26 protein-coding genes and 1 tRNA gene are annotated in these 26,775 nt (G+C 64.2%); 7 read left to right on the top strand and 20 right to left on the bottom strand.

Going from position 1 to position 26,775, the window contains the following annotated elements:
• Positions 1 to 70 precede the first annotated feature (70 nt).
• The 3 genes from SO180_RS07780 to SO180_RS07770 all read right to left on the bottom strand — a co-directional run bounded on the left by SO180_RS07780 (position 71) and on the right by SO180_RS07770 (position 3,108).
• Complete coding sequence (locus tag SO180_RS07780) at positions 71 to 1,444, bottom strand: AmpG family muropeptide MFS transporter (protein ID WP_449378224.1); 1,374 nt, start codon at positions 1,442 to 1,444, stop codon at positions 71 to 73.
• An 86-nt stretch (positions 1,445 to 1,530) separates the two neighbouring features.
• Positions 1,531 to 1,833, bottom strand: coding sequence for a GIY-YIG nuclease family protein (locus tag SO180_RS07775; RefSeq protein ID WP_449378223.1), 303 nt, complete (start codon positions 1,831 to 1,833; stop codon positions 1,531 to 1,533).
• Positions 1,834 to 1,911: 78 nt separating this feature from the next.
• Complete coding sequence (locus SO180_RS07770; RefSeq protein WP_449378222.1) at positions 1,912 to 3,108, bottom strand: DNA recombination protein RmuC; 1,197 nt, start codon at positions 3,106 to 3,108, stop codon at positions 1,912 to 1,914.
• Positions 3,109 to 3,278: 170 nt separating this feature from the next.
• On the opposite strand from SO180_RS07770, the gene def reads away from it, so the two are divergent.
• The 3 genes from def (at position 3,279) to truA (ending at position 5,732) form a co-directional block, all read left to right on the top strand.
• Positions 3,279 to 3,806, top strand: a complete 528-nt coding sequence (def, locus tag SO180_RS07765; RefSeq protein WP_449378221.1) for a peptide deformylase — start codon at positions 3,279 to 3,281, stop codon at positions 3,804 to 3,806.
• 137 nt (positions 3,807 to 3,943) lie between these two features.
• Positions 3,944 to 4,879, top strand: coding sequence for a methionyl-tRNA formyltransferase (gene fmt, locus SO180_RS07760; protein ID WP_449378220.1), 936 nt, complete (start codon positions 3,944 to 3,946; stop codon positions 4,877 to 4,879).
• A 115-nt stretch (positions 4,880 to 4,994) separates the two neighbouring features.
• Entirely contained in the window at positions 4,995 to 5,732 is a 738-nt protein-coding gene (gene truA, locus SO180_RS07755; protein ID WP_449378219.1) for a tRNA pseudouridine(38-40) synthase TruA, read from the top strand.
• 182 nt (positions 5,733 to 5,914) lie between these two features.
• Here the strand turns inward: truA and dapE are convergent, their stop codons facing one another.
• From dapE to rpmH, 10 genes are all read right to left on the bottom strand, one after another.
• Positions 5,915 to 7,081, bottom strand: a complete 1,167-nt coding sequence (gene dapE, locus SO180_RS07750) for a succinyl-diaminopimelate desuccinylase (RefSeq protein WP_449378218.1) — start codon at positions 7,079 to 7,081, stop codon at positions 5,915 to 5,917.
• A 251-nt stretch (positions 7,082 to 7,332) separates the two neighbouring features.
• A complete protein-coding gene (gene dapD, locus SO180_RS07745; RefSeq protein ID WP_449378217.1) occupies positions 7,333 to 8,178 on the bottom strand; it encodes a 2,3,4,5-tetrahydropyridine-2,6-dicarboxylate N-succinyltransferase in 846 nt (281 codons plus the stop codon).
• A 92-nt stretch (positions 8,179 to 8,270) separates the two neighbouring features.
• Positions 8,271 to 8,966, bottom strand: coding sequence for a pyrimidine 5'-nucleotidase (locus SO180_RS07740; protein WP_449378216.1), 696 nt, complete (start codon positions 8,964 to 8,966; stop codon positions 8,271 to 8,273).
• 204 nt (positions 8,967 to 9,170) lie between these two features.
• Positions 9,171 to 10,157 carry a DUF1036 domain-containing protein gene (locus tag SO180_RS07735; RefSeq protein WP_449378267.1) on the bottom strand — a complete coding sequence of 329 codons (987 nt, stop codon included), beginning with the start codon at positions 10,155 to 10,157 and terminating at the stop codon, positions 9,171 to 9,173.
• 155 nt (positions 10,158 to 10,312) lie between these two features.
• The gene (gene argB, locus SO180_RS07730) at positions 10,313 to 11,200 is read right to left on the bottom strand and encodes an acetylglutamate kinase (RefSeq protein WP_449378215.1); all 888 of its coding nucleotides are present in this window, start codon (positions 11,198 to 11,200) and stop codon (positions 10,313 to 10,315) included.
• Positions 11,201 to 11,308: 108 nt separating this feature from the next.
• A complete protein-coding gene (locus SO180_RS07725; protein ID WP_449378266.1) occupies positions 11,309 to 11,677 on the bottom strand; it encodes a DUF423 domain-containing protein in 369 nt (122 codons plus the stop codon).
• The gene (gene yihA, locus SO180_RS07720) at positions 11,677 to 12,330 is read right to left on the bottom strand and encodes a ribosome biogenesis GTP-binding protein YihA/YsxC (protein WP_449378214.1); all 654 of its coding nucleotides are present in this window, start codon (positions 12,328 to 12,330) and stop codon (positions 11,677 to 11,679) included. The genes SO180_RS07725 and yihA overlap by 1 nt, the downstream gene beginning before the upstream one ends.
• 138 nt (positions 12,331 to 12,468) lie before the next feature.
• The gene (gene yidC / locus SO180_RS07715; RefSeq protein ID WP_449378213.1) at positions 12,469 to 14,322 is read right to left on the bottom strand and encodes a membrane protein insertase YidC; all 1,854 of its coding nucleotides are present in this window, start codon (positions 14,320 to 14,322) and stop codon (positions 12,469 to 12,471) included.
• A gap of 16 nt (positions 14,323 to 14,338) precedes the next feature.
• Positions 14,339 to 14,716, bottom strand: coding sequence for a ribonuclease P protein component (rnpA, locus tag SO180_RS07710; RefSeq protein WP_449378212.1), 378 nt, complete (start codon positions 14,714 to 14,716; stop codon positions 14,339 to 14,341).
• 29 nt (positions 14,717 to 14,745) lie between these two features.
• Complete coding sequence (gene rpmH, locus SO180_RS07705) at positions 14,746 to 14,880, bottom strand: 50S ribosomal protein L34 (RefSeq protein ID WP_008542748.1); 135 nt, start codon at positions 14,878 to 14,880, stop codon at positions 14,746 to 14,748.
• Between the two features lie 350 nt (positions 14,881 to 15,230).
• Between rpmH and SO180_RS07700 the strand changes: the two genes are divergently transcribed.
• Together SO180_RS07700 and SO180_RS07695 are read left to right on the top strand one after the other, a co-directional pair.
• The gene (locus SO180_RS07700) at positions 15,231 to 16,772 is read left to right on the top strand and encodes an ATP-binding protein (RefSeq protein ID WP_449378211.1); all 1,542 of its coding nucleotides are present in this window, start codon (positions 15,231 to 15,233) and stop codon (positions 16,770 to 16,772) included.
• Positions 16,773 to 17,059: 287 nt separating this feature from the next.
• Positions 17,060 to 17,136 (top strand) — tRNA-Arg (locus SO180_RS07695).
• A gap of 41 nt (positions 17,137 to 17,177) precedes the next feature.
• Here SO180_RS07695 and SO180_RS07690 read toward each other — a convergent pair.
• On the bottom strand, positions 17,178 to 20,651 hold the full coding sequence (locus tag SO180_RS07690; RefSeq protein ID WP_449378210.1) for a DUF4132 domain-containing protein: 3,474 nt from the start codon (positions 20,649 to 20,651) through the stop codon (positions 17,178 to 17,180).
• 39 nt (positions 20,652 to 20,690) lie between these two features.
• A complete protein-coding gene (locus SO180_RS07685) occupies positions 20,691 to 21,149 on the bottom strand; it encodes a hypothetical protein (protein WP_449378209.1) in 459 nt (152 codons plus the stop codon).
• 525 nt (positions 21,150 to 21,674) lie between these two features.
• On the opposite strand from SO180_RS07685, the gene SO180_RS07680 reads away from it, so the two are divergent.
• Positions 21,675 to 22,049, top strand: coding sequence for a hypothetical protein (locus SO180_RS07680; RefSeq protein ID WP_449378208.1), 375 nt, complete (start codon positions 21,675 to 21,677; stop codon positions 22,047 to 22,049).
• Between the two features lie 110 nt (positions 22,050 to 22,159).
• On the opposite strand, the gene SO180_RS07675 is transcribed toward SO180_RS07680, so the two are convergent.
• The gene (locus SO180_RS07675) at positions 22,160 to 22,519 is read right to left on the bottom strand and encodes a hypothetical protein (protein ID WP_449378207.1); all 360 of its coding nucleotides are present in this window, start codon (positions 22,517 to 22,519) and stop codon (positions 22,160 to 22,162) included.
• Positions 22,520 to 22,756: 237 nt separating this feature from the next.
• On the opposite strand from SO180_RS07675, the gene SO180_RS07670 reads away from it, so the two are divergent.
• Complete coding sequence (locus SO180_RS07670) at positions 22,757 to 22,996, top strand: hypothetical protein (protein WP_449378206.1); 240 nt, start codon at positions 22,757 to 22,759, stop codon at positions 22,994 to 22,996.
• A 58-nt stretch (positions 22,997 to 23,054) separates the two neighbouring features.
• On the opposite strand, the gene mctP is transcribed toward SO180_RS07670, so the two are convergent.
• From mctP to SO180_RS07650, 4 genes are all read right to left on the bottom strand, one after another.
• Positions 23,055 to 24,608 carry a monocarboxylate uptake permease MctP gene (gene mctP, locus SO180_RS07665; protein WP_449378205.1) on the bottom strand — a complete coding sequence of 518 codons (1,554 nt, stop codon included), beginning with the start codon at positions 24,606 to 24,608 and terminating at the stop codon, positions 23,055 to 23,057.
• 66 nt (positions 24,609 to 24,674) lie between these two features.
• The gene (locus SO180_RS07660) at positions 24,675 to 24,926 is read right to left on the bottom strand and encodes a DUF3311 domain-containing protein (RefSeq protein ID WP_449378204.1); all 252 of its coding nucleotides are present in this window, start codon (positions 24,924 to 24,926) and stop codon (positions 24,675 to 24,677) included.
• 422 nt (positions 24,927 to 25,348) lie between these two features.
• Positions 25,349 to 26,170: a TIGR04222 domain-containing membrane protein gene (locus SO180_RS07655; protein ID WP_449378203.1), complete on the bottom strand. Its 822-nt coding sequence runs from the start codon at positions 26,168 to 26,170 to the stop codon at positions 25,349 to 25,351.
• Complete coding sequence (locus tag SO180_RS07650) at positions 26,167 to 26,730, bottom strand: glycine-rich domain-containing protein (protein ID WP_449378202.1); 564 nt, start codon at positions 26,728 to 26,730, stop codon at positions 26,167 to 26,169. The genes SO180_RS07655 and SO180_RS07650 overlap by 4 nt, the downstream gene beginning before the upstream one ends.
• Between the last annotated feature and the right edge of the window lie 45 nt (positions 26,731 to 26,775).

The raw sequence follows: 26,775 nt of genomic DNA, 5'->3' as shown, positions 1-26,775 counted from the left end.
TCTTTGCACGATTGCAACAGAAGAGGTGGGCACGCTCAGCTTTGCCCACCCTACGGCGGCCACCGCAGCGCTACACCCTGACCGGCCCCAGCGTCTCGAAATGTCCGCGCTTCTGCAAATATGCGAGCAGGATCAGGCTCGGCACCGCGACCACCACGCAGATCATGAAGAACAGCGGCCATCCCGTCATCTTCGCCACGAAGCCGGCGCCTGACGACAGATAGGTGCGCCCGACCGCGGCCAGCGCGGTGAGCAGCGCATATTGCGTCGCCGTGTGCAGCGGGTTCTGGCACAGCGCGGAGAGATAGGCGACGAAGATCACGGTGCCGATGGCGCTGGTGAAGTTCTCGCAGGTGATCGCAAAGGCGAGCGCCCATTGGTTGGTGCCGACCAGCGCAAGCCATGAGAAGGACAGGTTGGCAATCGCCTGCACCACGCCGCCGATCCACAGGCTCGTTGCCAGCGAATAGCGCCGCGCGACGAAACCGCCGGCAAAACCGCCGATCAGAGTCGCGGCAAGGCCGACGCCCTTCACGATCGCGGCATAGTCGTTGCGGGAGAAGCCGAGGTCGATCACGAACGGGGCCGTCATGGTGCCGGAGAATGCATCGGTGAACTTGAACAGCACCACGAAAGCGAGCGCAGCGAACGCATCCTTGCGCGACAGAAATTCCGAGAAGGCGCCGATCGCGGCGTGCAGGACGCGCGCGAATGCCGTCTCGGTCTGCGTTGCGGCCTCCGCCTTTGCCGATTGTGCGGGCTCAGTGGCGAGCAGCGCGGTGATCGTGCCGATCAGCACCATCGCCGCCATCACCACATAGCCCCACATCCACGCGGACGGCTTCGGAATGCCGGTGCTTTCGAAGCCGGATACGATGAACAGCGCGCCTGCGGTCGAGACCAGCATGCCGATGCGATAGGCCGCCACATAGGACGCCATGCCGGCCGCCTGCTCGCTCTCGGGCAGGCTCTCGACGCGGAAGGCGTCGACCACGATGTCCTGTGTCGAGGACGTCGTTGCCACCAGCAAGGCGCCGAGCGCGACGAAGAACGGCGAGCGCGCAGGATCGGTCAGCGCCAGCAGCAGGATCGAGATGATCAGCAAGAGCTGCGAGAACAGCAGCCAGCCGCGGCGGCGCCCGAAGGCGCGGGTGAACAGCGGCACATGCAGCGCATCCACCAGCGGTGCCCAGATAAACTTCAGCGTATAGGGCGTGCCGACCAGCGCAAACAGCCCGATGGTCCCGAGATCGACGCCGGACTCCCGCATCCACACCAGCAGCGTCGAGCCCGACAGCGCCAGCGGCAGGCCGGAGGAGAAGCCGAGAAACAGCACGATCAGCACCCGCGGCTGCAGGTACACGGCCAGGCTCTCGCGCCAGGAAGTGGCGGGAGCATCGGTAGTCGCGGGAGCGGTTCCGGAAGTCGCGTCAGGTGCGGTCATGGAGGGGTGTTAGCAGATTCTGACGGCCACAAGTGAGGTGTCGTCGCCCGGCTTGACCGGGCGACCCAGTATTCCAGAGACCGCAGTTATGGAGGACCAGCGATCCCCGGGTAGAGATCGTTCCAGTCGGGATTGTCCTTTTCGATCAGCGCGATCTTCCATGCGCGCTTCCATTTCTTGAGGCGCTTCTCCCGCTTGATCGCATTCTCGGGATCATCGAACTGCTCGAAATAGACCAGCTTCAGGACGTCGTATTCCTTCGTAAAGCTCTCGACCAATTTCAGCCTGTGCTCGGCCACCCGGCGGACCAAATCATTTGTCACACCGATATAAAGCGTTCCACCGATCTTGCTGGCCAGAATGTAGACGTAGTAGCAGCGTGCGCTCATCTGACGTCTCTGGGATACTGGGTCGCCCGGTCAAGCCGGGCGACGACAGCGGGCGGCAGGTTACTTCATCTAAGACGATCACTCCCCCGCTTGCAGCTTGCGCGGGAACAGCTCTGGGCCGCTTGCGACGAGCCGCGGCCCCTCCGGCGCGTCAGTCTTGCTGAAATCGAGCTCCTCGATGCGGCCGGCGCGCTTCTCGATCTTGTCGGCCGAGATCAGGACCTGGCGCACGTCCTCGTTCACGTCGGCAAAGTGCTTCTGCAGTTTCAGCACGCGATCGCGCAGGCGACCGAGATCGTCGCCGAGCTTGATCACCTCGGTACGGATCTGGTCGGCGGCGTCGCGCATGCGCGCGTCCTTCATGATCTGCTGCATGACCTGGATTGCGAGCATCAGCAGCGAGGGCGACACCAGCACGACGCGGGCGCGATAGGCCTTCTGGATCACGTCGTCGAAGCCATCGTGGATTTCGGCATAGACCGACTCCGACGGCACGAACATCAGCGCCATCTCCTGGGTCTCGCCGGTGACGAGATATTTTTCGGAGATGTCGCTGACATGCTTCATCACGTCGCCGCGCAGCCGCTGCGTGGCGATGCGCCGCTCCTCGTCGGTGCGCGCGTCGTGCAGCGCAGTCATCGCCTCCAGCGGAAATTTGGCGTCGATGCAGAGCGGGCGCTGGTCGGGCAGGAACACCACGCAGTCGGGCCGCTTGCCGGTCGAGAGCGTGAACTGGAACTCGTAGGAGCCCTTCGGCAGCCCGTCCTGGACGATCGCTTCCATCCGCGCCTGGCCGAACGCGCCGCGCGACTGCTTGTTGGCGAGCACGTCGCGCAAGGTCGTCACCTGCGTGGTCAGGTCGGTGAGGTTCTTATGCGCGCTGTCGATGATCCCGAGCCGCTCGTGCAGCGCCCGCAGGCTCTCCATGGTGTTGCGGGTCGTATGCTCCATGGACTGGCCGACGCGATGGGTGACCGAATCCAGCCGCTCGTTGACCGCGCGCGCCATCTCGGCCTGGCGGCCGGCGAGCGCCTGCGCCATGGCGTCGACGCGGCCCGACGCCTCGCTCTGGGCGTGCAGCATCTGGCTCAGGCGCTCCTCCAGCTCGTCGGCCCGGATGGTCTGGGCCATGGCGAGTTCCGCGCCCCGCCGCGAGCCGCGCGCAATCACGATGGCGATCACGAGGAGCAGGATGAGGGCCAGCACACCGAAGCCGATCAGCGCATCCACGGTGCGCACCGGCCAGTCGCCAGCGGTAAAAATGATCTCGTTCATGTAGTCCTTCTAGCCGATTCGCGAGAGCGCGCGAACGAAGAGGGAACATTTATGGTTAACCAGCAGTGAATTTTTATGGTTAACGGAAGCCTAATTTTTATGGTTAGCGAACCTTTAACGGTGTTCCCGGCCACATTGACCGCATCGGGCGGCCGGCTTAAATCGCCGCCATGGCCCTAAGAGAAATCATCATCCTGCCCGACAAGCAGTTGCGTCTGGTCTCCAAGCCGATCGAGAAGGTCACGGCGGAGATCCGCAAGCTTGCCGACGACATGTTCGAGACCATGTACGACGCGCCCGGCATCGGGCTTGCGGCGATCCAGGTCGCGCAACCCCTGCGCCTCATCACCATGGACCTCGCCAAGCGTGACGAGAACGGCGAGACCGCGCGAGAGCCGCGCGTCTTCATCAATCCGGAGATCGTCGCCTCATCCGAGGAGCTGTCGGTCTACGAGGAAGGCTGTCTGTCGATCCCCGAATATTACGAGGAGGTCGAGCGGCCTGCGAAGGTGCGGGTGCGCTTCATCGATCTCGACGGCAAGCTGCACGAGGAGGATGCCGAAGGGCTCTACGCCACCTGCATCCAGCACGAGATCGACCATCTCAATGGCGTGCTGTTCGTCGACTATTTGTCGAAGCTCAAGCGCGACCGCGTGTTCAAGAAGTTCGAGAAAGCCGCCAAGCGCGCGGTGGAGTGAGGCGCCTCCTCCGCCGTCATGCCCGGCCTTGTGCCGGGCATCCACGTTCTTCGCTCCGCGAGCAAGAAGGGCGTGGATGGCCGGGACAAGCCCGGCCATGACGAGTACCTTGCTCGTTCTGAGGATTGTCTCGCCCCATGCCTCTCCGCCTCATCTTCATGGGCACGCCCGATTTTTCCGTGCCGACGCTGCTCGAGCTCGTCGCGCATGGCCACGAGATCGTGGCCGTCTACACTCGCGCGCCGAAGCCGGGCGGGCGGCGCGGGCTGCAGTTGCAACCGACGCCGGTGGAAGACGCCGCGCGAAAGCTCGGCATTCCCGTACTGACACCAAAGACGCTGAAGACGCCGGAAGCGCTCGACGAATTCCGCGCATTCGACGCCAATGCGGCCGTCGTGGTCGCTTACGGCATGATCCTGTCGCAGGCGATCCTCGATGCCCCAAAGCTCGGCTGCTACAATCTGCATGCCTCACTGCTGCCACGCTGGCGCGGTGCCGCGCCGATCAACCGCGCGATCATGGCTGGTGATGCCGAGAGTGGCGTCATGGTGATGAAGATGGACGTGGGGCTGGACACCGGCGACGTCGCCATGGCCGAGCGTCTTGCGATCTCGGACACCATGACCGCCGCCGATCTGCACGATCGCCTCGCCCGGCTCGGCGCAGACCTGATGGTGCGCGCCGTGGCCGCGCTCGAACGCGGCGGGCTCCAGCTCAAGAAGCAGAGCGAGGACGGCGTCACCTATGCGGCCAAGATCGACAAGGCCGAGGCGCGGATCGACTGGAGCAAGCCGGCGCGCGCGGTCCTACGCCACATCCACGGCTTGTCGCCGTTTCCCGGCGCCTGGAGCGAGCTCACTGGCGTGACCGAGAACGCCCGCGTCAAAATCCTGCGCTGTGAGCTAGCAAAAGGCTCGGGTGCGCCGGGCGAGGTGCTCGACGACCTCCTCACGATCGCCTGCGGCGAGGGTGCGATCCGCATCATCGAGCTGCAGCGCGAGGGCAAGGCGCGGATGCAGGCTGCGGACTTCTTGCGCGGCGTGCCGCTGAAGGCGGGTGCGAAATTCACCTGACACTGTCATACCCCGCGAAGGCAGGGTATCCAGTACGCCGAGGCACTTGAAAATTGGACCGAACCGTCACGGCGTACTGGATCGTCCGCCTGCGCGGACGATGACACCGGGAAAAATGCCCCGCTACAAGCTCACCATCGAATATGACGGCGCGCCGTTCTGCGGCTGGCAGGTGCAGGAGACGCTGCCTTCCGTGCAGGGCGCACTCGAGATGGCCGTGAAGGCAATGTGCGGCAGGGCGGTGCGCGTGCACGGCGCCGGCCGCACCGATGCCGGCGTGCATGCACTTGGCCAGGTCGCGCATGTCGATATCGAAAAGCCCTTTGCGCCGGATCGCCTTCGCGATGGCCTGAACGCGCATCTGCGCCCCGCTCCGATCGCGGTGCTCGAAGCTGAGATCGTGCCGGAAACTTTCGAGGCGCGCTTCTCGGCCATCAAGCGCCACTACCGCTATCGGATCGTCAACACGCGCGCCAACCTCGCGCTCGATGCCGGCCATGCCTGGCGCGTGGCGCGCCGGCTCGACACCGACGCCATGCACGCGGCCGCACAGCGCCTGATCGGCAAGCACGATTTCACGACCTTTCGCGATACCGAGTGCCAGGCCAAATCGCCGGAGAAGACGCTCGACCAGCTCGACGTGCTGCGCGACGGGCGCGAGGTGACGATCCTCACCTCGGCGCGCTCTTTCCTGCACAGCCAGGTCCGCTCGATGGTCGGCTCGCTGGTCTGGGTCGGCGAAGGCCGCTGGAGCGCCGATGACCTCTCCGCGGCGCTCGCCGCCCGCAACCGCGCCGCCTGCGGCATCGTCGCCCCGCCGCAGGGGCTGTATCTGGTGCGGGTGGATTACTAAGCGACGAGCGACTGAGGCTCTTGCCACGCTCTCCATTGTCATTCCCCGCGAAGGCGGGGAATCCAGTACGCCGCGGCTCCTCCGTATTCGTCGCTGTCTCTGGAATACTGGATCGTCCGCCTTCGCGGACGATGACAGCGGAGTGGGAGGCGACGGCGGAGTGAACGGCGGCAGCGGAAGCCCTAAGCGAAATACCGCGTCAAAATCCCGCGATAGACCTTCGTCAGCTTCTCCAGGTCCGCCACCGTTACGCGTTCGTCGACCTGGTGCATGGTCTGGCCGACGAGGCCAAATTCGATCACCGGGCAATAGCTGGAAATGAAGCGCGCATCCGAGGTGCCGCCTGATGTCGACAGCTCGGGCTTGCGTCCCGTCACCTCCTCGATCGCGGAGACCGCGAGATCGGTGAACGGGCCGGGCTTGGTGACGAACACGTTGGAGTTCGAAGGCTCCCAGGCGATGTGCGCGCGGATGCGGTTGCCGCAGGCTTTGGTCAGCCGCGTCTCGACCAGCTCACGCAGGCTCGCCTGCGTGTGGTTGTCGTTGTAGCGGATGTTGAACTTGGCGCGGGCCTGGCCGGGGATCACGTTGTAGGCGGAGTTGCCGACGTCGACGGAAGTGAATTCCAGGTTGGAGGCCTGGAATTGCGCGCTGCCATGGTCCAGCGGCTCCTCCGAGATCGCCACGATCAGCCGGGAGATATCAGGCACCGGATTGGACGCGCGGTGTGGGTAGGCGACGTGGCCTTGCCGTCCCTCGACATGGAGCGTGCCGGATTGCGAGCCGCGGCGGCCGACCTTGATGGTGTCGCCGAGTGTCTCGACATTGGAGGGCTCGCCGAGCACGCAATGATCGAACGTCTCGCCGCGCGCCGCGGCCCACTTCAACAGCTTGATCGTGCCGTTGATCGAGACGTCTTCCTCGTCGCCCGTGATCAGGAAGGAGATCGAGCCCTTGCCGTCAGTGCGCGCCTTGCCGCCGTTCGCAGCGAGATGCTCCAGCACCGCTGCAACCGAGCAGGCGATGCCGCCCTTCATGTCGACCGCGCCGCGGCCGTGCAGGACGCCGTCCTTCACCTCGCCGGAGAACGCACCGACGCTCCAGGCGCTTTCATCACCCGGCGGCACCACGTCGGTGTGGCCGGCAAAGGTGATATGCGGACCTTCGCTGCCGATCCGCGCGTAGAGATTGTCGACATCGGCAAAGCCTGCTTCGGAGAAGGTCACGCGATGGCAGGTGAAGCCGGCCTCAGTGAGGAGCCTTTCGAGCACCCCGAGCGCACCGGCATCGGCCGGCGTTACCGAGGGACAGCGGATGAGATCGCGGGCAATGGACAGGGCATCGGTCATGACCCCCGCTTAACATGCATGCCGCTGGGCGGGCTAGCGCTGGGCGGGACAAATTCGAGCTCGCTCTGCTGGTCCCAGGGCTGCGACGCGCGAGCCGATTCCGATATCGGCGTCGTCCCGGCGCAGGCCGGGACCCATTACCACAGGGCGTAGTTTGGCGAAGATTCGTTGCCCGGTACTTCGACGATCCGCAACGAGGGATTCCGCGGTACGGGTCCTGGCTTTCGCCAGGACGACCTTGGAGACGCAGATCAATCCCGCAGCAGCTCGTTGATGCTGGTCTTCGATCGCGTGCGCTCGTCGACGCGCTTCATGATCACCGCGCAGGCGGTGCTTGGGCCGATCTGGCCGTTCTTCATCGGCTTGCCGGGCAGCGCACCCGGCACCACCACCGAATATTCCGGCACTTCGCCGACGAAGACCTCTCCGGTCTCGCGGTCCACGATCTTGGTCGAAGCGCCCAGGAACACGCCCATGGCCAGCACCGCGCCCTTGCGCACGATGACGCCCTCGGCAACCTCGCTGCGCGCGCCGATGAAGCAGTCGTCCTCGATGATGACGGGCTCGGCCTGCAGCGGCTCGAGCACGCCGCCGATGCCGACGCCGCCGGAGATGTGCACGCGCTTGCCGATCTGCGCGCAAGAGCCGACGGTCGACCAGGTGTCGATCATGGTCGCCTCATCGACGTAAGCGCCGAGATTGACGAAGGACGGCATCAACACGACGTTGCGCGCGATGAAGGCCGAGCGGCGCACGATCGCGCCGGGCACGGCACGGAAGCCGGCGTCGCGAAACCGGTTCTCGCCCCAGCCGTCGAACTTCGAGGGCACCTTGTCCCACCAGGAGGCCTTGCCGGGACCACCGGGAATGGCACTCATGTCGTTGAGGCGAAAGGAGAGCAGCACCGCCTTCTTCAGCCACTGATTGACCTTCCACTTGCCGCTGGCCTCACGCTCGGCGACGCGCGCCTCGCCCTTGTCCAGAATCTCCAGCGCATGATCCACGGCCTCGCGAACTTCGCCCTTGGTGGAGGTCGAGATGCCGTCACGCGCATCGAAGGCGCCGTTGATGGTGGATTCGAGGGCTTGGAGGGACATCGGGATTTCCTCTCGGGAAGACGGAGATGCGTGATGAATTGGGACGCTTTTTCGGGATTCGGGCCCGCGGAGTCAAGGCATACTCAGCCGGGCTACGATTTCGGCGACAGCCTCGCCAAGAACCCCGCCAGATCATCCGTGACATGGTCGACATGGGCGGCGTCGCGGCCTTCCAGTTCCCAGTCCTCGCGGACCACTTCCTTCGTGCCGTCGGGCACCACCAGCACCGTGGTCATGCCGAGCTCGTGCGGAACGGTGAGGTTGCGGGCGAGGTCCTCGAACATCGCGGCCCGGGTCGGATCGACCGCGTGCTGGCTCAGGAATTTCTGGTAGGTCTGCCGCGCCGGCTTCGGCTCGAATTCGGCCGCGATGATGTCGAACACCGCATCGAAGTGCGTGGCGAGGCCGAGCCGTGACAGCACGGCATCGACGTGGTCGACCGAGCCGTTGGTCAGGATCAGCTTGCGCCCCGGAAGCTTCGCGATGGCCTCGCCGAGCGCCGGGTTCGGCTCCAGCGGCGAGTGGTCGATCTTGTGCACATAGGCGAGGTAGTCGTCGGCGCGCACGCCATGCAGTGTCATCATGCCGCGCATGGTGGTGCCGAAGCGGCGGTAATAGTCCTTCTGGATATTGCGGGCTTCCTCAGCCGTCACGTTCAGCCAACTGCAAACGAACTCACCGATCCGCGCATCGACCTGCTGCCACAGGTTGACGTGATGCGGGTAGAGCGTGTTGTCGAGATCGAACACCCAGGTGTCGATATGGGTGAAGGGGCGGGGTGGGGTCATCACAAATCTCTATCCGTTGACCGCGGCGGCGCTCTGCGCTCAATCGTCGTCCTGGCGAAAGCCAAGACCCATACCGCGTGATTTATCGATGGGGCACTCTGGTCGTCGTTCTTCGCCAAACCCAATCCTGGGGTAGTGGGTCCTGGCTTTCGCCAGGACGACGACGGAGTGTGTGGCGTCGTCGTCATCATCCCATCAACACCATCACGGCATCGCAAAGCGCAGCGTCTTGCCGCCGCTGCTCATGTCCACCGCGCCAAATCCCGACGCCGCAAATCCTCGCGCTCCACAATCGGCCTGCTCGTTGGTTTCGAACTTGGTCTCGCGCGTGCAAAGCTGCTTCTCGCCGCCCCAGTTCAGCGGCTTGTCCTTCAGCTTGATGGTGCGGTTGTCGGCGTCGACGGCTTCCGCAAAGCTGAAAATCTGTTTCGGCTGGCCGGCGACGTCAGGATGCAGGCACTTGCCGGGATCGATGCGGTACCAGCCGCGGCTCGTCACGGCCTTGCCGTCGTCGGTCGCGACCGCCGCCATCACCCTGTGCGGGGTGTCGTTGCACCAGGTCAGGCCGCTCGTTGACGGTGTCTGCACCGCGTCAACCATGGTCTTGAAGAGGTTGGGCGACTGCACGACGTCGGACGGCAGTCCGCGGCTCCTGAGGAAAGCGGCGAGCGCTGATTGCGTCTTCGGCCCGTCGACGCCGTCGATCGCGCCGGCGTCATAGCCGGCGATCGCCAGCAGCCGCTGGATGCCGGCGAGCCGGGCCTGCTCGTCGTCATACTCTGAGTCCTCGGCCAGATAGGCGATGAGGTTGCCGTCGTCGCCCTGGGTCGGCGTCACCTGGGTGAAGGCGGCTTGCGTTTGCCCGCTGCGGCATTGGCGCGCGGCGGCGATCACGAAATTCTCCTGCGCGATGCACAGCATGTCGCTGCCGTTCTGCGGGATCGGCGAGGCGCCATAGACGCCGAGCGCGCGGGCGTTGAGCAGGATACGGTCGGCGGTCAGCGTGCCCTGCACCACCACGCGGCAGGTGGCGGGATCGATCCGGAACCAGCCGCGCGTCGCGGTCGCCGCCTTGTCGTCGATGCCGATCGCGGCTTCCACGACATAGGACATGCGGTTGCAGATCTTGAGGTCGGCGAGAGCCGGGGCGGAGGAGAAGAAGAAAGACAAAGCCGCTGTCGGCAGGGTCATCAGGAAGCGAGTGAGGGGAGAGCGACCGTGCCGCCTCGTTCTCTGCTCGTCATGCCCGGGCTTGTCCCGGGCATCCACGTTCTTTGTATGGGCCGAAAGGTCGTGGATGGCCGGGACAAGCCCGGCCATGACGTCTCTCTTTTGCCGCTCGTCCATCACTTGTGGATCAGCGTTCCCGTGCCCTGGTTGGTGAAGAGCTCGAGCAGCACCGCGTGCTGCATCTTGCCGTCGATGATGACGACGCCCTGCACGCCCTGTTCGAGCGCATAGATGCAAGTCTCGACCTTCGGGATCATGCCGCCGGAAATGGTGCCGTCGGCGATCAGCTTCCGCGCGTCCTTGACGGAGAGTTGCGGGATCAGCTTCTTCGACTTGTCGAGCACGCCCGGCACGTCGGTGAGCAGCAGCAGACGTTTTGCCTTCAGCGCGCCGGCGACGGCCCCTGCAAAGGTGTCGGCGTTGACGTTCAGCGTCAGGCCTTCCTTGGAGGTCGCGAGCGGCGCCAGCACCGGGATCAGCTCGTAGCCGATCAGCTGATTGAGCAGCGTGAGGTCGACCTTCTCGGGGTCGCCGACGAAGCCGAGATCGACCGCCTTCTCGATATGCGAGTCCGGATCGATGATGGTGCGCGTCGTCTTCGACGCCTTCACCATGTTGCCGTCCTTGCCGGACAGCCCCACGGCCTTGCCGCCAGCTTCGTTGATGTAGCCGACGATCTGCTTGTTGACGGAGCCGGCCAGTACCATCTCGACGATCTCGATGGTCGCGGCATCGGTGATGCGCAGGCCGGCGGCGAATTCGGAGACGATGCCGAGGCGCTTGAGCATGGTCGCGATCTGCGGCCCGCCGCCATGCACGACCACCGGATTGATGGCAGTCTGCTCGAGCAGCACGATGTCGCGGGCAAAATTCTTCGCGGTCTCCTCGTCGCCCATGGCATGGCCGCCATACTTGATGACGATGGTTTCCTCGTCGTACTGCTGCATGTGCGGCAGCGCTTCGGACAGGATGCGGGCCTGGTCGAGCGGAGAGATGTCGGTCATGGGGCGGATCTCGCTGGCGGGACTGTCGGCCGCGTTCTATCCGATTGGCGGCGTTCACGCAAAGCGATGTTCCTACCCTCCCTCTTCAGGGGAGGGTAAGTTGAAGCGTTACTTCCTTGGCCACATCGAAGCGACGCTCACCGCCAGCCAGCTCGCAATCAACAGCGTGCCGCCGGTCGGCGCGGCATAAGGAAACAGTCCGTGGCCGGCATATTGGCGCACGGTGAGGTCGCCCGCGAACAATCCTGCCCCGATTACGAAGCCGAACGCTGCGACAAGACCAATTTCGCCGTGCAGAAGGCCGTGCGCGATCAGTGCGACGGTGGCAAATATGATGGTTGCATGAAACAGCAGCATGGCGCTTGCCGGGCCAAGCCGGCCCGCGGCGTCGCCATGGGCGGCGGCTGCCGCCAGCGCTACGCCGGCCGCGCCCATCAGGCCGGCAAGGACGATCGGCAGGCGCAACAATCGTGGCATCACGATGCCCGCTCTTCCAAGAGCCGCGCCATCGCGGCGCGCAAGCTCTCCATGCCGGTCGAGCTGCGCGAGGAGGTCGCGAGCACGTTGGGAAACGCGGCCGGGTGCTTTGCCAGCGCCGCTTCGGTCTCGGTGATGCGGCTGCCAAGCTCGGAAGCCTTCACCTGATCGGCCTTGGTGAGCACGATCTGGTAGCTGACGGCCGAGCGATCGAGCGTCTTCAGGATTTCGAGATCGACATCCTTGAGGCCATGCCGCGCGTCGATCAGCACGTAGACGCGCGCCAGTGACGCGCGGCCGAGCAGGAATTTGTGAATCAGGTCGGTCCAGGATGCGACTTGCGTCTTCGGCGCCTTGGCATAGCCATAGCCGGGCATGTCGACGAGCCGCAGGCCGGTGTTGTCGGGGCCCTCGAAGAAGATCAGCTCCTGCGTCCGCCCTGGCGTATGCGAGGTGCGCGCGAGATTGTTGCGGCCGGTCAGCGCGTTGATCAGGCTGGACTTGCCGACATTGGAGCGTCCGGCAAAGGCGACCTCCAGCCCCGCCATCGGTGGCAGCGTTTGAATCGAGGGCGACGCCCACACGAACCGCCACTCGCGCGCGAACAGCTTTCGCCCCGCTTCGATCAGCCTGTCGTCGATGTCGTCACTCATGCCACGGCCCAGTGCTAGTCCCTCATGGTGAGGAGGCGCGTCAAGCGCCGTCTCGAACCATGAAGACCCCGGTGCCCGTGGCCATCCTTCGAGACGCGGCCTTGCGGCCGCTCCTCAGGATGAGGTTCGAAGTTGTGGCTACGTCGCCTTCTTTGCGAACGTCGCCTTGAGATTGTCGAACAGCTCCACCTTCACGCCGTTGCGGCGCATGATGAAGCTCTGCTGGATCACCGAGAGCATGTTGTTCCAGGCCCAGTAGATCACGAGGCCCGCGGGGAAGCCCGCCAGCATGAAGGTGAAGATCAGCGGCATCCAGTCGAAGATGATCTTCTGCGTCGGATCCGGCGGCGTCGGGTTGAGCTTCATCTGGAACCACATCGTGATGCCCATGATGATCGGCCAGACGCCGAGCGCGAGATAGTGGCCGAACACCGGGATCGTGGTCGGATCGAACGGGATCAGCCCGAACAGCGTGAACAAATTGGTCGGATCCGGCGCCGAGAGGTCCTTGATCCAGCCGTAGAAATGCGCGTGCCGCATCTCGATGGTGACGAACAGCACCTTGTAGAGCGAGAAGAACACCGGGATCTGGATCACCACGGGAAGACAGCCGGCGACCGGATTGATCTTCTCCTTGCGGTAGATCTCCATCATCTCCTGCTGCTGCTTCACCTTGTCGTCGGGATAGCGCTCGCGGAGCGCCTGAAGCTGCGGCTGGATCGACTTCATCTTCGCCATCGAGGCGTAGGACTTGTTCGCCAGCGGGAAGAACAGCAGCTTCACGATCACGGTCACGAGCAGGATCGAGATGCCGAAATTGCCGAAGAAGCGGTAGAAGAAGTCGAGCCCCAGGAACATCGGCTTGGTGATGAAGTAGAACCAGCCCCAGTCGATCAACAGATCGAAATGGTTCAGGCCGAGATCCTTATTGTAGCCGCCGAGCCCGGCGAACGGGAACACGCCGACGACGCCGGCTTCCTTGGCGCCCGCAAACAGCCGCGCATTGGCCGTCGCGGTGCCGCCGATCGCGACCGTGACGGGATCGAGCAGATAGTCGGTCTGGTAGGTGTGCAAATTGCCGGTGGGGTTCGACGAGAAACGGGCCTGGAGCTGGGCATTGGTGTCGGGCAACAGCGCCGAGGCCCAGTACTTGTCGGTCATGCCGAGCCAGCCGTTGGTGGCCTTGAAGTTCACCTGCTTGGCTTCGTCGATCTTCTTGTAGGCGTATTCCTGCAAGCCCTGGTCGCCGAGATAGCCGATCAGGCCTTCATGCAGGATGTAGTAGCCCGAGACCTGCGGCGTGCCGTGGCGCGAGATCAGGGCGAAAGGATAGAGCGTGACCGGCGCATTGCCGACGTTGCTCACCTCGTCCTTGATGGTGAAGAGATAGTGGTCGTCGACCGAGATGGTGCGGCGGAAGCTGAGGCCCTCGCCATTGTCCCATTTCAGCACCACCGGCGTCGACGGCGTCAGGCTGCCGCTGCCGTCCTGCTGCCAGATGGTCTGGGCGTCCGGCAGCTTGGCCGTGACACCCGTCGCCGGCACCCAGCCGAACTCGGCGTAATAGGGTTCCGCCGTGCCCGAGGGCGAATAGAGGACGATCGGCGGCGAACTCGGATCGACCGTTTCGCGGTATTGCACCAGCGCAAGGTCGTCGATGCGTCCGCCCTTCAGCGAAACGCTGCCGGCAAGCCGCGGCGTGTCGATCTTCACGCGCGGGGCTGCGGCAAGCGCGGTGTCGCGGGCAACGACCGGCTGGGCCTGCTGGTTCGCGGCCGGCGCCGCCGACGGCTGGCCTGCGTTGCCGGCTTGCGGCGTGGCGCCGGGCGTCGCGGTGGCTGTCGGCTGCGGCGTGCTCTTCTGGAGCTCGGCCTGAGCCTGCTGCTGCGCGCGCTGCTTCTCCATCTGCGGCACGTTGTAGAAATACTGCCAGGCGATCAGCACCAGGCCGGACAGAATGACGGCGATGATGGTGTTGCGATTGTCGGTCATCTCTGGATTCTCGTCATCAGTCCGGTTTGCGGCCCGTGAGTGAGGGCTTCTGCCCACGTCCCTTCGACGCCGGGCGCTGCGATTGGGCGAACGCCGCGCGGAGGTCGTCGAGCATGACCGCGAAGTCGCGCGTGAGCGCGTCCCTGCGGCCGACTAGCACATAATCATGGTGGGGGTGCATCGACACTGGGTCGCAGCGCTTCACCAGTTCGCGAAGCCTGCGCCGGATGCGATTGCGCTCGGTGGCAGTGCCGTTTTTTTTGGTAACGGTAAAGCCGACCCTGATCGGGCCGGCGTCATCGCGGCAACGGCTTTGCAGGACGAACGCGGGCCTGTTCACCCGCGCGCCATTGGCAACGGCGAGGAAATCCGCCCGCTGCCTCAGCCGATCCATGATGAAATCCCAAAAAGGGCCAGTCCGGCTCAGGCGCTCAGACGCTTGCGGCCGCGGGCTCTCCGGGCGGCGAGGACCTTGCGGCCGCCGGCGGTGGCGAGGCGGGCACGGAAGCCGTGACGGCGCTTGCGCACCAGTTTGCTGGGTTGATAAGTCCGCTTCACGGGTTGTTCTCCGCTGACCGGGCAATTTGCCTTTGGAATTGATGGATACGTCCGAAAGATGCGGCCCAAAGCGGGCCCTTTCCGGCCCCAAAAGAGCCGCTCCCGGTGTCACACCGGGTCATCGCGGACAATTCGGCGCGGCTTATAAGGGAGCGTCCCCTTTTCGTCAACGCTGCGCGGCGGGTCCAATTGGCGAATATCGCTGTTTCCGCGGGGTTTTTCCCAGTGGAGGTAGCGACTCGCAGTTTCCGCGCCTACATCCTACGTTGGCAGATTAGCGATCCGTAATTTGACCGACCGGTGTCAGGGGCCGCATCCTCCGCGAGTCGAGGCCAACGAAGGCGATATTCGTGTCAGCGACAGACCTTCAGCCCGCCCAAAGGGGCTTGGAGCGCCAGGACCTAGGGCGCCAAGACCTGGAATCCATGGGGCCGCCTGACCCGGCGGCGGTGCGGCCGCGTGCCCCGCGCCGGCTCGGCCTGTCCGGCAAGCTGCTGCTGCTGACCGTCCCCCTCGTGATGATCGCGGCGAGCATGCTCTACGTGCCCGCGATCGCCAACTTCTGGGTCAACCGGCTGAACGACCGCGTCGCCGCGGCGAACACCGCAGCGCTGGTGCTCGACGCCGCGCCGCTCGGCATGGTCCCGGACTCGCTGTCGCGGCAGATTCTCAGGAGCATCAATGCGCGCGCGGTCGCGATCAAGATGGGCCAGCAGCGCCGTCTGCTCGCCAGCGCCGACTTGCCTGCCGCGATCGAGCACGACATCGACCTGCGCGAGATGACGGCATGGCAGGCGATCACCGGCTCCTTCCAGATGATGCTGGAGACCGGCAACCAGGCCATCCGCATCGTCGGCCCGGCGAGCGGCAATGCGCAGTTCATCGAGGTCGTCACCGATGAATTGCCGCTGCGGCAGGCGATGTACCGCTTCTCCCGCAACGTCGTGGTCGTCGCCCTGTTCATCGCGGTCCTGACCGCGGGCCTCGTCTATCTCGCGCTCCACTATCTGTTCGTGCGGCCGATGCGGCGGCTGACCGCGAGCCTGGTGGGCTTCCATGAAAACCCCGAGAGCTCGGCGGGAATCATCGTGCCGAGCCAGCGCGGCGACGAGATCGGGGTTGCCGAGCGCGAGCTGTCGGACATGCAGCGCGACCTGATGTCGATGCTGCATCAGAAGAGCCGGCTCGCGGCGCTTGGCCTTGCCGTCTCCAAGATCAACCACGATTTGCGCAACCTGCTGGCCTCAGCGCAGCTGTTGTCCGACCAGCTTGCGAGCGTGCCCGATCCGCGGGTGCAGCGCTTTGCGCCCAAGCTCGTGCGCTCGCTCGAGCGCGCCATCGCGTTCTGCCAGTCGACCCTGTCCTACGGCCGCGCCCAGGAGGCCGCGCCCGATCGCCGCCTGATTTTGATCGAGCCGGTGGTCGTGGAGGTGCGCGAGACCGCGGGCCTTGGCTCCGATGCCTCGATCACCTGGGTTGCCGCAATCGAGCGCGGGCTGTCGATCGATGCCGACCCCGACCAGCTGTTCCGCGTGCTGCTCAACCTCGTCCGCAACGCGGCGCAGGCGCTGGAAACCCACGCCGCGAGCGCGACCAGCCCGCAGCAGATCCGGATCACCGGCAAGCGCGAGGGTGCGGTCGCGATTCTGGAAGTTTCCGACACCGGCCCCGGCGTGCCGACAAAGACCCGGGAGCACCTGTTCGAGGCGTTCCAGACCTCGGGCCGCCCCGGCGGCAGTGGTCTTGGGCTCGCGATCGCCGCCGAGCTCGTCCGCGCCCATGGCGGCGACATTCACCTCGTCGAGGGCACCATCGGCGCCACCTTCCGGATCGTGATCCCCGACCGCCCCGTGGAACTCCTCTCCATTCGCAACGAGCGGGCGAGGGCGTAAGGTCGGCCAGCGGCCGACCGGCGCCGCGTTTCCGAGCACCCACGCGTCATTCCGGGGCTCGCGTAGCGAGAACCCGGAATCTCGCGCCAAAACCTCTGGATTCCGGGCTTGATGCTCCGCATCGCCCCGGAATGACATCGTGGGGAGGCGCAAATGCCCCAAATACCGCCCTCCCAGACCTTGCCAACCGGGACAAGAGCGGCTAGTCAGAGCGCTCTTTCGCACCCCCTCCGGCTCCGTCCGGAGGCTGCGTGCGGGCCTCGCCCGCACAGCTGTTTGCGAAACACGCGCCCGTAGCTCAGCTGGATAGAGCATCAGACTACGAATCTGAGGGTCGGACGTTCGAATCGTTCCGGGCGCGCCATTTCGCAGCAAAGCCGGTCACTCAAAACCTGCCGTCCGCGTTCACCGTTCGAGCTGGCTCAGGATGCTGGCGTCGGTGATCTTGTCATCGTCGGCGAGCATGGCCGCCTTTGACAGGATGATCGACAGCATGTTGTCGCCCTCGAACGGCAGGCGCACCTCGGCCCCGGCCCACGCCGCCGACGCCGGGACGATGCACAGATACCGGTCGTTCGGCTCCATGAGGATGCTGCCGGAGCCAAGATGAATCTTGTAGGCGCGCCGCTTGCCCTCGACGCGCAGATATTTGCCGTCGACGATGCGGGAGACCTTGCCGATGGCTAGACTCGGCAGAAGCGCCGTCAACAGAGCAAGGCGCGTCTCGGCCATCGCGCTGAGATCGCCGAAAGCCTGCCTCCGCCAGTACGCGGTGCCGACCGTGCGGCGCCACTGGTTGGGATGTTCCGCGGCTTGGCCGCCATCGGCCCAATAGGGGTCGTTCGCGACGGAGGCGACGCCGACGAACAGGTCGCAATGGCGCATCACCTCGGACAATGCGAGCGGCGGGACGTCCTCGATATTGACGACTGCTCCCCTTTCCGGGCCGCGCGCCGATGCGACGACCGGCTTGGCGGGATCTGCGATCCGGTAGAAGCGGAGCTGATCGGTCGTCAGATAGAGATAAGCCTGCGACTCGCTGACCTCGGGATCATCGCCGCCGGCGCCCGCCGTCCAGAATTCCGCGACGAGACCCTGCCGCGGCAGCACGATGTGCGTCGGCTCGTCGTTGGGCCTGTCGGCCCAGATACGATGCGTGATCATCCAGCCATTGAGGCGCGCCAGCGCCATGAGCTGGTGCTGCTTGACGATGTGCCCGGCAAAGCGGTTCGAGTAGGCGCCGGTACGCCGTTCGGCGTCGGTGACGAGATACACTTCCCGGTGCGCCTGCTTGAACGGCTGCGTGATATCCAGTGCACGGAGCTTCTCCCGCCATGCCATCACCTCCTCGACCGCACAGCCGATCGGATGCCAGAGCGTGATCTCCGCGCCGTCGATCGAAACCGGCTTGCCGCTCACGTCGGTCATGCCGTCATCTGACCATATGGCAGCGACCCGGCCGTCTCCGTGGTGCACGTTCCAGATCAACCGGCGGCTCAGCGCGCCGAGCAAGGGATGCTCCGCGTAACGCTGCCGCCAGATCTCGGCCGTCCAGCGCCGGTCATCGAGCCACAAGCGTTGCAGGCGTGGAGGCTGAACGGCCAGATCAGCCTCGATCTCCTTGGCAAGCGCCTTGACCGACTTGATCGCGTCCTTGTGCTCCTTGAGCGCGGCCGGGACGGATTTGGACACTTTCCCGTTCGCCGCGCGCCACGTCACGTCGATCGAGGCCGTGCCCGCGATCGCCAGCAGCGCCGCGCCTTCACCGACCGCGATCTCGGCGGCGCCGCGCGCGTTAAGGTCATGCGTCGGGATCGACAGCTCGTCGAGCTCGCTGCGGGCGATGCCCGCTTCGGCCGCCGCTTCGTTCAGCGCCGCCTCGATACGCTTTTTCACCTTCGGATATTTTATGCGCGTCAGCAGCCGGGCCAGATAAGGCACGCCGCCACCCTCCTTGAGGTGGATCAAGGCCCACAGGCAGGCGTTGCCGAGGCGCTCGTTGCGCATGCCCCAGCCGGGAACGGCATCGAAGCAAACGTTCTGCGCGTAGCGTGTCAGGAACGGTCCGACAGCATCGGCTGCACAGTCGGCCGAGAGGTAGACGACCGCGCGTGCCAGATTGTCGGTCGGAAATCCCATCGCCGGCGTGAGGATGTCGAGCACCGTGGTCAGAAACGCGGTCCGCTGCTCCGGACTCAAGCTCGCGATAGACGGGCGCGCGGCCTTCATCCACTTGTCCGACGGCGCGCTCTTGCCCTCGAGTTCGTAGGCGTGACCATGCAGCGCCTTCCACGCCGCATGAAATTCCGCGGGCGCCTGTGCGGCCTTTCGCATCCGCTCCATGAGCGCTTCTGGGAACTGGCGTCTGTTCGTATGCCAGTGGCTTATCGCCCACTCTTCGGCAAACCCTTCCTGTGTCATCCCCTCCGTGACCTTAAATCGCGTTGTGGGTTGCTCAGGTCCCTTCAGATAGTCCTCGATGAAGGCGAACTCCTGCGGCGCACATTTTCGCAAGTCGTTGAGATTGCCGTAGTAGGTCGTCAGCTCCTTTTCGAATGCAACGGCGTTGGCCCATCCGTTCAGTATGGGGCGCGGCGGCAACGGCCCCTCGGCTGTAGCCTTGGCGCCCGCTGCGGCGCCGGTGTTGTCGAGCGCGGCCTTGAGGCGGTGCGCAGCCTGGGCGCGAAAAGACTTGTCGGCCGCCCAAACCCCGTCGTGCTTCGCGATCCACGCAAGACATGCGACGGCGGCCTGTCTGGTTTGCGGCGCGGGTTCCGCCTTCATCGTCGCAATCGCAATGTTGATGACCCGAAGGTCCTGCATCACGTTTGCGGTTGGCATCGCGATGAGCAACGCGGCAGCCGCCGCGTCGCCGGCGACGACCTTGGTCCTGAGAAGCTGACCGACCAGATCCGGAATTGGACCCGATAAGTTGCAGGAAATGTTGCCAATGCCTGTGATACTCGAATACTCGCTGTAAGGAGGGAATTTCGCGACTTTTCCTGCTACCAGCGCCTCCTTGCGGCGATCTACCTCGACAATCATGGCAAGTGCTTCCCCCTTCGCGGGTGGGGAAAAAGCCAATATCTCCGCTGCGAGAGACTTCTGCACCTCTTGCGGGGCTCTCTCGCAGAGCGCCTCGATCAATGCCTTGAGCGTTGGACTTGTCTCCTCGCAAACATGGGCGACGGCCAGGCGCGACGTATCCTTTGCCCGCTCCTCGCGCTGAAAAAGGGCGCTTTCGGAAAAATTGCGCCCGAGCCGTTGATACAAGGGCTCGACGGCGTTGAAGGCGATGCCATAACGATGGGACTCCCACGCAAAGCCATCGATCGCGTCGGCGGCCTCGGCGAGTGCTCGTCGCTGCGCGTGGCTCATCGGCTCGGGCGTGCAGCCAACAAGGAACTTGGCAAGGTGCATGGGATGACACGTCCCAGGCACCGGTAAGTGGATGCGTGCGGCGCGCGCCAAAGCGGCAACTGCCTCATCGTCGAGCTGGATCTTCGAGTTCTCGATTGACCAAACGGCGCGATCGAGCAGGGTCGCCCAGATCTTGGCTTTGGCCGCTTGAATCGTTTCAGGCGATGTCGCGTTGATATACGTGATGACCGCCGAGGTCTGCGCCGCGCGTGCGACGAACCGCAGCCGGTCGCTCGTGGGTAGCTCGCCGACGATCTGCGCCGGCCGACAGTAGTCGATATCATGGGAACTGCGATCGGTGTCGAGGCACTCGGCCAGAAAGGCATCGAGCGCTGCGACGCCCGACCGCCGCATGTCGGCGATCAGCGCGTTCATGTCGATGCGCGAGCGAGGGACATCCGGCGACCAATCCTCGAGGGTACGGACCTTCGTGGTGGTGAACAAGTCGAGCAGCGCCATGCATCATGCTCCTTCAAACTCTAACGTGCGTTGAAATCCTCAGCCGCCGACCAGCGGCACGAGCCGCAGGAAGGTCACGGCGCTGTCCTCCTTGACGGTCAGAACCTCGTCGAGGTCGACGATCTGACGGCCGTCGAAGATCATGAAGAAGCCGTTGCTCGCGAACGCCTTGAGCGCGACCGCGATCAAGGTTTCGCTCTTGATCGGGCGCAGGCGTTTGACACCCGGACCATATGCGCGCGGGCCGTTCAACGCTCGCTCGACCCCGCCGGGCGCGACCAGCCATTTGTTGCGCGCGTCGCGGTCGGCGTCCTGGGCGGCGATCGTCCCGTCAAGGCGCGCGCGTTCAACGGCATTATGGATGGCCAGGTCCGCCTCGATGCGGCAGCGGATCAGGTCGCGGGCCGTCATTCGTTCGGCCGGCAATTCGAGCCGGTGGCGCAACTGGCGCTCGGCGCCGGGCCGCTGCTCGTCATAGATGTCCAGCACCGCACTCATGCATCGCTCTCCCGGCACGCTCGCGCAGGTAGAATGACCTAACGGGGATTACGATTCTGAAAATGCGCTCGGTTGGGATGGAGATGTTATGCTCAATTTTGGATTAAGCATGCGGGTCAAATGCTGAAGGTCGGACGTCCGAATCGTTCCCAGCTTGAAGGTTGTGTGGAGCCGTGCCACGCATCGCTAGATGCGTGACCCCTACGAGCCCAAATTCAATTTCTTGAAGGCTGTCGCCGCCGGAGAGGCGCCGCTGTCTGGATCGTCTTGGCGGCCGCAGCATCATAGCGCCGCGGCGAAGCAGTAGTGCCCATCTTTATCGGCCGTGGCGCGCCATTTCTGCTAGCAATTTCAAGCGCTGTTCTGCGCCATTACCGTAAGCGTCGCGAGGAGGGCGCACGGGCAAGATTGCGCACGCCCCAAGAGCGAAACCCTTTCTCGGCCAGACGAAGCCAGCCGGAAATAAATCAGGTCTAAGTTTCCGCGAGCTGCCCCGTCCAATCCAATTCAAAAGGGGAGGATCCGATGAAAGCAGCGCTGCTGGCATTATCGCTTCTTGGCCACCCTGCGGTCCTGATTTCAGACCGCGTGCCCATCCTGAACGTGGAAGCTCTTTGCAGGGACGTTTCTGCCGACGACAAGGCGTCGGGGCTCGCCCTGGCGCAGGACGCCGGCGAATGCATGCGTGACGAGACACTCGCACAGCAACAGCTGAGTAAGACCTGGCTGACCGTTCCTGCTCCGATGCGTGACACTTGCGAAGGCGAGGCTTCGCAAGGGGGAATACAAAGTTATGTCGATCTGCTCACCTGTCTGCAGATGGCGGGCTGGGACAATCCGGCTCCATCACCGGCGGTCCCGCTCAGAGGAGCGAGCAAGACGCGGAACGCCAAGAACTAATTGCGCCAGGAATTGGTTCGCAAAGACCTCGCTAAGCTGCTGACTGCAGTTCTTGGCGATCTGGACGCTGTTCGCCGGATAAGACGATTCGTGACATCCCTGCGCCGAGATCAATGAGCGATCGCTGCGGGAGCGGTCATGTGGCATCTGACGAAGCGCTGGATGTGCTCCGGCACCGGCACGGCATCGATGTCGCAACGTGTCTGGATTTCCTCCGCGAGCTCTCTCGAGATGTCCTTCGACAAGTGGGCGTTCGGGTCGAAGGCAATGATGCGGACCGGATCATTGAAGTGACCGTCGACAAGGCTGGCGATCATGGTTTCGAGATCGGATCGTTCGACCTCGAGCTTCAGGCGTGCGCGGCCGGGCCATCCCACGACGTTGTCGACGATCAGATAGACGATTCTGTGAGCCGCACTCCGATGAGCCGCACGTACGCCGGCCATCGGCACCAAGCCATTTCGAGCCATACTCGTCTCCAATGCAAATAGAGCCGATTCTCTGTCCCGGCGGAACCAGCCTGAATTGATCGAGCACAACGATATGTAGTCCGGGGCGGCTAGGGAGCCGCATCAGGACCAAAGTACGATCAGGACCTAAGTAGGATGACGCGTCGATAGCCCTCGGTAAGATCGGCCCCGCTGAAGGGCGAGGACGCTGCAATCGTGCACGCAGCCGGCCCGGCGAACCGGAAGGGATGCGATGCAATGTTCGTGACCGTCGTTGCAATTCTCTGTCACCTCGGCGGCGCCGCCGCGGGCAGTTGCGTCGAGGAGATCGTGACCGACAGCAGCATGACGCCCGACATCACGTTTCAGGACTGCATGAAGGGGGCGCAGGCGCCGCTTGCGAAGTGGATGGGTGAACATCCGCTGTATCATTCGAACTGGCGGATCGAACGCTACAAATGCGTGCCGGGTCACTATGAGATCAAGGGCCGGGCATAGCGTGTGACGTGATCCGGCATCGGTGTGCGCAGTGCACTTTTCCGTCTTGCGATCTTTCTCAGGTTCGCAACGGCGCCCTATACTCGGTCGCGAGAGTCTCATCGGTCGAGGTGCGGCTGACGAGATTGAACAGCGGCGTGAGGACGAGTGTCAGAACGAGGTTGAGAACCACGGCGTACAGCGCCGAATAGCCGGGAAAGCTGAAGTCGCCTACCGCAAGAGCATAGGTCGGGGTAAGGTTCGCGGCGACGAACATCGCGGTCCCGGCAACAATTCCCGCGGCCCATCCGACGAAGAGTGCCCAATCGTTGAACCATCGCGTGTAGACGCCGAGCATCACGGCAGGCAGCGTCTGGATGATCCAGATTCCACCGAGGAGCTGCAGATAGATCGCAAATTTCGACGGCACGAACACGATGAAGGCCAGCGCGCCGAACTTGACGATGAGCGACACCAACTTTGCCATCTGCGCTTCCTGCTTGTCGGTGGGCGCGTCATTGATGAATTCGCGGTGAATGTTGCGCGTGTAGAGATTGGCGGCAGCGATCGACATGATCGCGGCCGGTACGAGCGCTCCGATGCCGATGGCTGCAAAGGCGATGCCGACGAACCATGACGGGAAGCTGTGCAGGAACAGGGCCGGCACCGCAAAGTTGTTGCCGAACTGTTTGAAGCCGGTCGCGTATTCGGGAAGATTGCCGACCCCTGCGGCAATGGCGAAGAAGCCGACCAGCGCTAGCAGGCCAAGCATGAATGAATAGGCCGGCAAAAGTGCCGCGTTGCGCCTGACGGCGTGTCCGCTGCTGGCGCTCAGGATGCCCGTGATCGAATGAGGGTAAAGGAAGAGCGCCAGTGCCGATCCGAGCGCCAGCGTCGCGTAGGCGCCGTACGCGCCGGTCGTGTTGGCGCCGGGCGTAGCCAGCAGCAGTTTCGAATCCGGTACGGCTGCGAAGATCTTCTCAAAGCCGCCTAGCTGTATGGGAACGAGGACGATGGTGGCGAACGCCGTGATGTAGATCAGGATGTCCTTGACGATGGCGATTGACGCGGGGGCCCGCAGTCCGCTCGAATAGGTGAAGGCGGCGAGGATGATGAACGCGAACAGCAACGGCAGGTCGCCACTATAGCCCTCGCCGGAAACGCCCATTCCTCCGATCACGACCTGAAGCCCGACAAGCTGGAGCGCAATATAGGGCAATGTCGCGACGATGCCGGTGACCGCCATCGCCAGTGCAAGCCAGCGATTGCCGAAGCGCCCGCGGACGAAGTCGGCGGCCGTGATGTAGTTGTGCCGGTGGCAGACGTACCAAAGCCGCGGAAAAACCAGGAAGAGGATGGGATACGCGATGATCGTATACGGGACGGCAAAGAAGGCGACCGCACCGGCCCCGAAAGCCAGCGCCGGAACGGCGATGAAGGTGTAGGCCGTGTAGAGGTCGCCGCCGATCAGGAACCAGGTGACGATCGTGCCGAAGCGACGTCCGCCAAGCCCCCATTCGTGCAACTGATCGAGATCGCCCTTGCGCCAATGCGCCGCGGCGAAGCCGAGCCACGTGATCAGGGCAAACAGCACCAGGAAGATGATCAAGGCAGTCCAGTTGACGTCCTGCACGGCATTCCTCCCGATTGGCCCTCCCGCGTTATTGTTTCCCCTCGCGTGATTGCACCCGCGACCGGACTATTCCTCCGTCGCGAAATAGACGATCGCGGTCAGGATGGCTCCAACGATGACCCAGAGAAGCTGGTACCAGTAGAAGAATGGGATGCCGATGAGCTCAGGCTCGGCCATGTTGTAGAACGGCGGCCAGAGAACGGCGACGAATTGAATGAGGAGGAGCAGGTACCACCAGCTCCATCCGGTACGTTTTTCGTCCTGCCGGCCGGTGGCTGATTCCCGGATGCTAGATCTCGAACCGACGCCATTTGACATGCAGCCCTCCTTCACCGAGGTGCGCCCATGCCGGTCGATGATGCGGAAGGTGGCGCAGCTATCGCGAGAATCCCGGCAGCGATGCCTGGATCTCGTCACCTTCCAACGCGGCCTTCTCATCCGCGTCGTCGTAACGCATCACGTGTTCCCGGGTTCCATCTTCTTTCGGTTATGGCGGGCCTTCAGCGCGCGGAGATCGCCAGCGCCAACGGGAGGTGGCGCGACGTGATCGATGACCTGCCCGTTGCGTTGGGTGCATCAGGAGGAGGTCGTAAGGTACTTCGTTCCTTGAGGCTCTATCCGAAATCGCGTGATTCGTTTGATGTTCAAATGACTTAGCCGAGTGCATAAGCCTCACGGCGGCAAATCGCCGGCTACTTTGCATGGGGTTGTTTTCGATGTTTTGCTTTCCGGCCGCCCCCTCAACTGCAGCCGCCGCATCCACCGCCACCTCCGCCGCCCCCACCGCAGCCGCCGCCACCATCGCCACCACTGCTGCTCATCGTCTGCGAGGCGGCATAGACGGGGGCGTAGGGCGTCCCCGACAGGACGACGGCACCCGAGAGCGCCACGGCGAGCAGCAGCTCGTGATCGCGCGGCGCGCGCGAGGCTCGCGCGTTGGAGGTCTGATAGCTTGCGAGGGCCTCTTGGCCGGCTCGCGTCCGTATGGGGCGCTTCGCCAGCATGATGCCCCCGATCACTGTGGCGACGAGCAGGACAATCAGGATCCCCACCGGGTGGTGCCGCTCTGCGCCGACGGCGGCCTTGATGGCTCCGAGACCCAGAAGAAGCACGACGAAAGGGAGGACCGTCATATGGAAGGACGTCATCTGCGCGTCGGTCGGGGTGTAGCCGAGCTGTTGCAGGCGCCCCTGAATCTGCTGGACGATCGGCCTGACCGCCGTCTGGAACTGCTGGCGCGACATGTCCGGCTGGATATCGAGCGATGCCGGCCTGCGCACGATCGTCGTCAGCGGCGTCTGGTCGGTGACGGTGATCGTGCGACCGTTCTGGGCGATGGTGGCGCCGTGCCCCGACGTTAGGCTGAGCAGGATCACATCGCCGAGGCGCCGTGCGCCGCCGGCGAGATAGGCCAGCTCCAGCGCGTTCAATTGGCGCGTCGCGTTCGCGGCGGGACCGATCGTCGACCTGAAATGGTAACCCAGCAGGAAGATGATGGCTGCGCTGGTCAGATAGAGAGTCAGGAAGGGACCAGCCGTCCAGTCCAGCGGATTCCACGTCATCTGTTCGTCCTCATCAATCGATCGCGAATCCATGCGATCGGTCTGGGGATGATAAGCCAGCGGCGGCGGTCCGTCACATGATAGCGTTGGCGCCCGAAGCGCAGATGTGTCGCCGGCCACAGCCCCGCGCTCGGCGGCCCGAACACGCGCTCATGCAGCGCGAGCGTCTCGGCATATTGCCGGCGATAGGTCACCTGAGCCTCGGGCCCGCCGGGAGTGGGATCATGGTGCAGCGGGGCCTGTAACCTCTCGGCGCACCAGATCGTCCAATAGTCGCGCGAATAGACGAGATGCTGGTGCCAGACCTCGTCGACGATCTCGCTCGGCGTGACCGGCGTCGGCGAGACGACGGCGAGAAAGCAGAAGCGGCGATAGGCCTCGACGGCCGCGCGAGCTTCCTGCACGCTCCAGCCGTGGTCGCGCGCGAGGCGCCGGGTGAAGTTCAGCGGCGTGTCGGGCTCGAAATCATGCTGCCCAATGCGTCGCCACAGCGCCTCGCGCGCCGGCGTCCAGACCGGCTCGCCCGTCTGGATGACGATTTTGAACTGCTGGCGCTGCAACCGAGGCTCCCGATGGATTTCCGCGCAGCATGATAGCATGGGATC

The organism is Bradyrhizobium sp. UFLA05-112 (genome assembly GCF_053572325.1).
The sequence above is the reverse complement of the archived record's forward strand: the minus strand, read 5'-3'. Positions and strand labels throughout refer to the sequence as shown.

What these genes read in the sequence shown, in the direction of transcription:
- SO180_RS07780 (WP_449378224.1), bottom strand. Translation starts at nt 1,444, where the DNA reads ATGACCGCACCTGACGCGACTTCCGGAACCGCTCCCGCGACTACCGAT.
- SO180_RS07775 (WP_449378223.1), bottom strand. Translation starts at nt 1,833, where the DNA reads ATGAGCGCACGCTGCTACTACGTCTACATTCTGGCCAGCAAGATCGGT.
- SO180_RS07770 (WP_449378222.1), bottom strand. Translation starts at nt 3,108, where the DNA reads ATGAACGAGATCATTTTTACCGCTGGCGACTGGCCGGTGCGCACCGTG.
- def (WP_449378221.1), top strand. Translation starts at nt 3,279, where the DNA reads ATGGCCCTAAGAGAAATCATCATCCTGCCCGACAAGCAGTTGCGTCTG.
- fmt (WP_449378220.1), top strand. Translation starts at nt 3,944, where the DNA reads ATGCCTCTCCGCCTCATCTTCATGGGCACGCCCGATTTTTCCGTGCCG.
- truA (WP_449378219.1), top strand. Translation starts at nt 4,995, where the DNA reads ATGCCCCGCTACAAGCTCACCATCGAATATGACGGCGCGCCGTTCTGC.
- dapE (WP_449378218.1), bottom strand. Translation starts at nt 7,081, where the DNA reads ATGACCGATGCCCTGTCCATTGCCCGCGATCTCATCCGCTGTCCCTCG.
- dapD (WP_449378217.1), bottom strand. Translation starts at nt 8,178, where the DNA reads ATGTCCCTCCAAGCCCTCGAATCCACCATCAACGGCGCCTTCGATGCG.
- SO180_RS07740 (WP_449378216.1), bottom strand. Translation starts at nt 8,966, where the DNA reads ATGACCCCACCCCGCCCCTTCACCCATATCGACACCTGGGTGTTCGAT.
- SO180_RS07735 (WP_449378267.1), bottom strand. Translation starts at nt 10,157, where the DNA reads ATGACCCTGCCGACAGCGGCTTTGTCTTTCTTCTTCTCCTCCGCCCCG.
- argB (WP_449378215.1), bottom strand. Translation starts at nt 11,200, where the DNA reads ATGACCGACATCTCTCCGCTCGACCAGGCCCGCATCCTGTCCGAAGCG.
- SO180_RS07725 (WP_449378266.1), bottom strand. Translation starts at nt 11,677, where the DNA reads ATGCCACGATTGTTGCGCCTGCCGATCGTCCTTGCCGGCCTGATGGGC.
- yihA (WP_449378214.1), bottom strand. Translation starts at nt 12,330, where the DNA reads ATGAGTGACGACATCGACGACAGGCTGATCGAAGCGGGGCGAAAGCTG.
- yidC (WP_449378213.1), bottom strand. Translation starts at nt 14,322, where the DNA reads ATGACCGACAATCGCAACACCATCATCGCCGTCATTCTGTCCGGCCTG.
- rnpA (WP_449378212.1), bottom strand. Translation starts at nt 14,716, where the DNA reads ATGGATCGGCTGAGGCAGCGGGCGGATTTCCTCGCCGTTGCCAATGGC.
- SO180_RS07690 (WP_449378210.1), bottom strand. Translation starts at nt 20,651, where the DNA reads ATGGCGCTGCTCGACTTGTTCACCACCACGAAGGTCCGTACCCTCGAG.
- SO180_RS07685 (WP_449378209.1), bottom strand. Translation starts at nt 21,149, where the DNA reads ATGAGTGCGGTGCTGGACATCTATGACGAGCAGCGGCCCGGCGCCGAG.
- SO180_RS07680 (WP_449378208.1), top strand. Translation starts at nt 21,675, where the DNA reads ATGAAAGCAGCGCTGCTGGCATTATCGCTTCTTGGCCACCCTGCGGTC.
- SO180_RS07675 (WP_449378207.1), bottom strand. Translation starts at nt 22,519, where the DNA reads ATGGCTCGAAATGGCTTGGTGCCGATGGCCGGCGTACGTGCGGCTCAT.
- SO180_RS07670 (WP_449378206.1), top strand. Translation starts at nt 22,757, where the DNA reads ATGTTCGTGACCGTCGTTGCAATTCTCTGTCACCTCGGCGGCGCCGCC.
- SO180_RS07660 (WP_449378204.1), bottom strand. Translation starts at nt 24,926, where the DNA reads ATGTCAAATGGCGTCGGTTCGAGATCTAGCATCCGGGAATCAGCCACC.
- SO180_RS07655 (WP_449378203.1), bottom strand. Translation starts at nt 26,170, where the DNA reads ATGACGTGGAATCCGCTGGACTGGACGGCTGGTCCCTTCCTGACTCTC.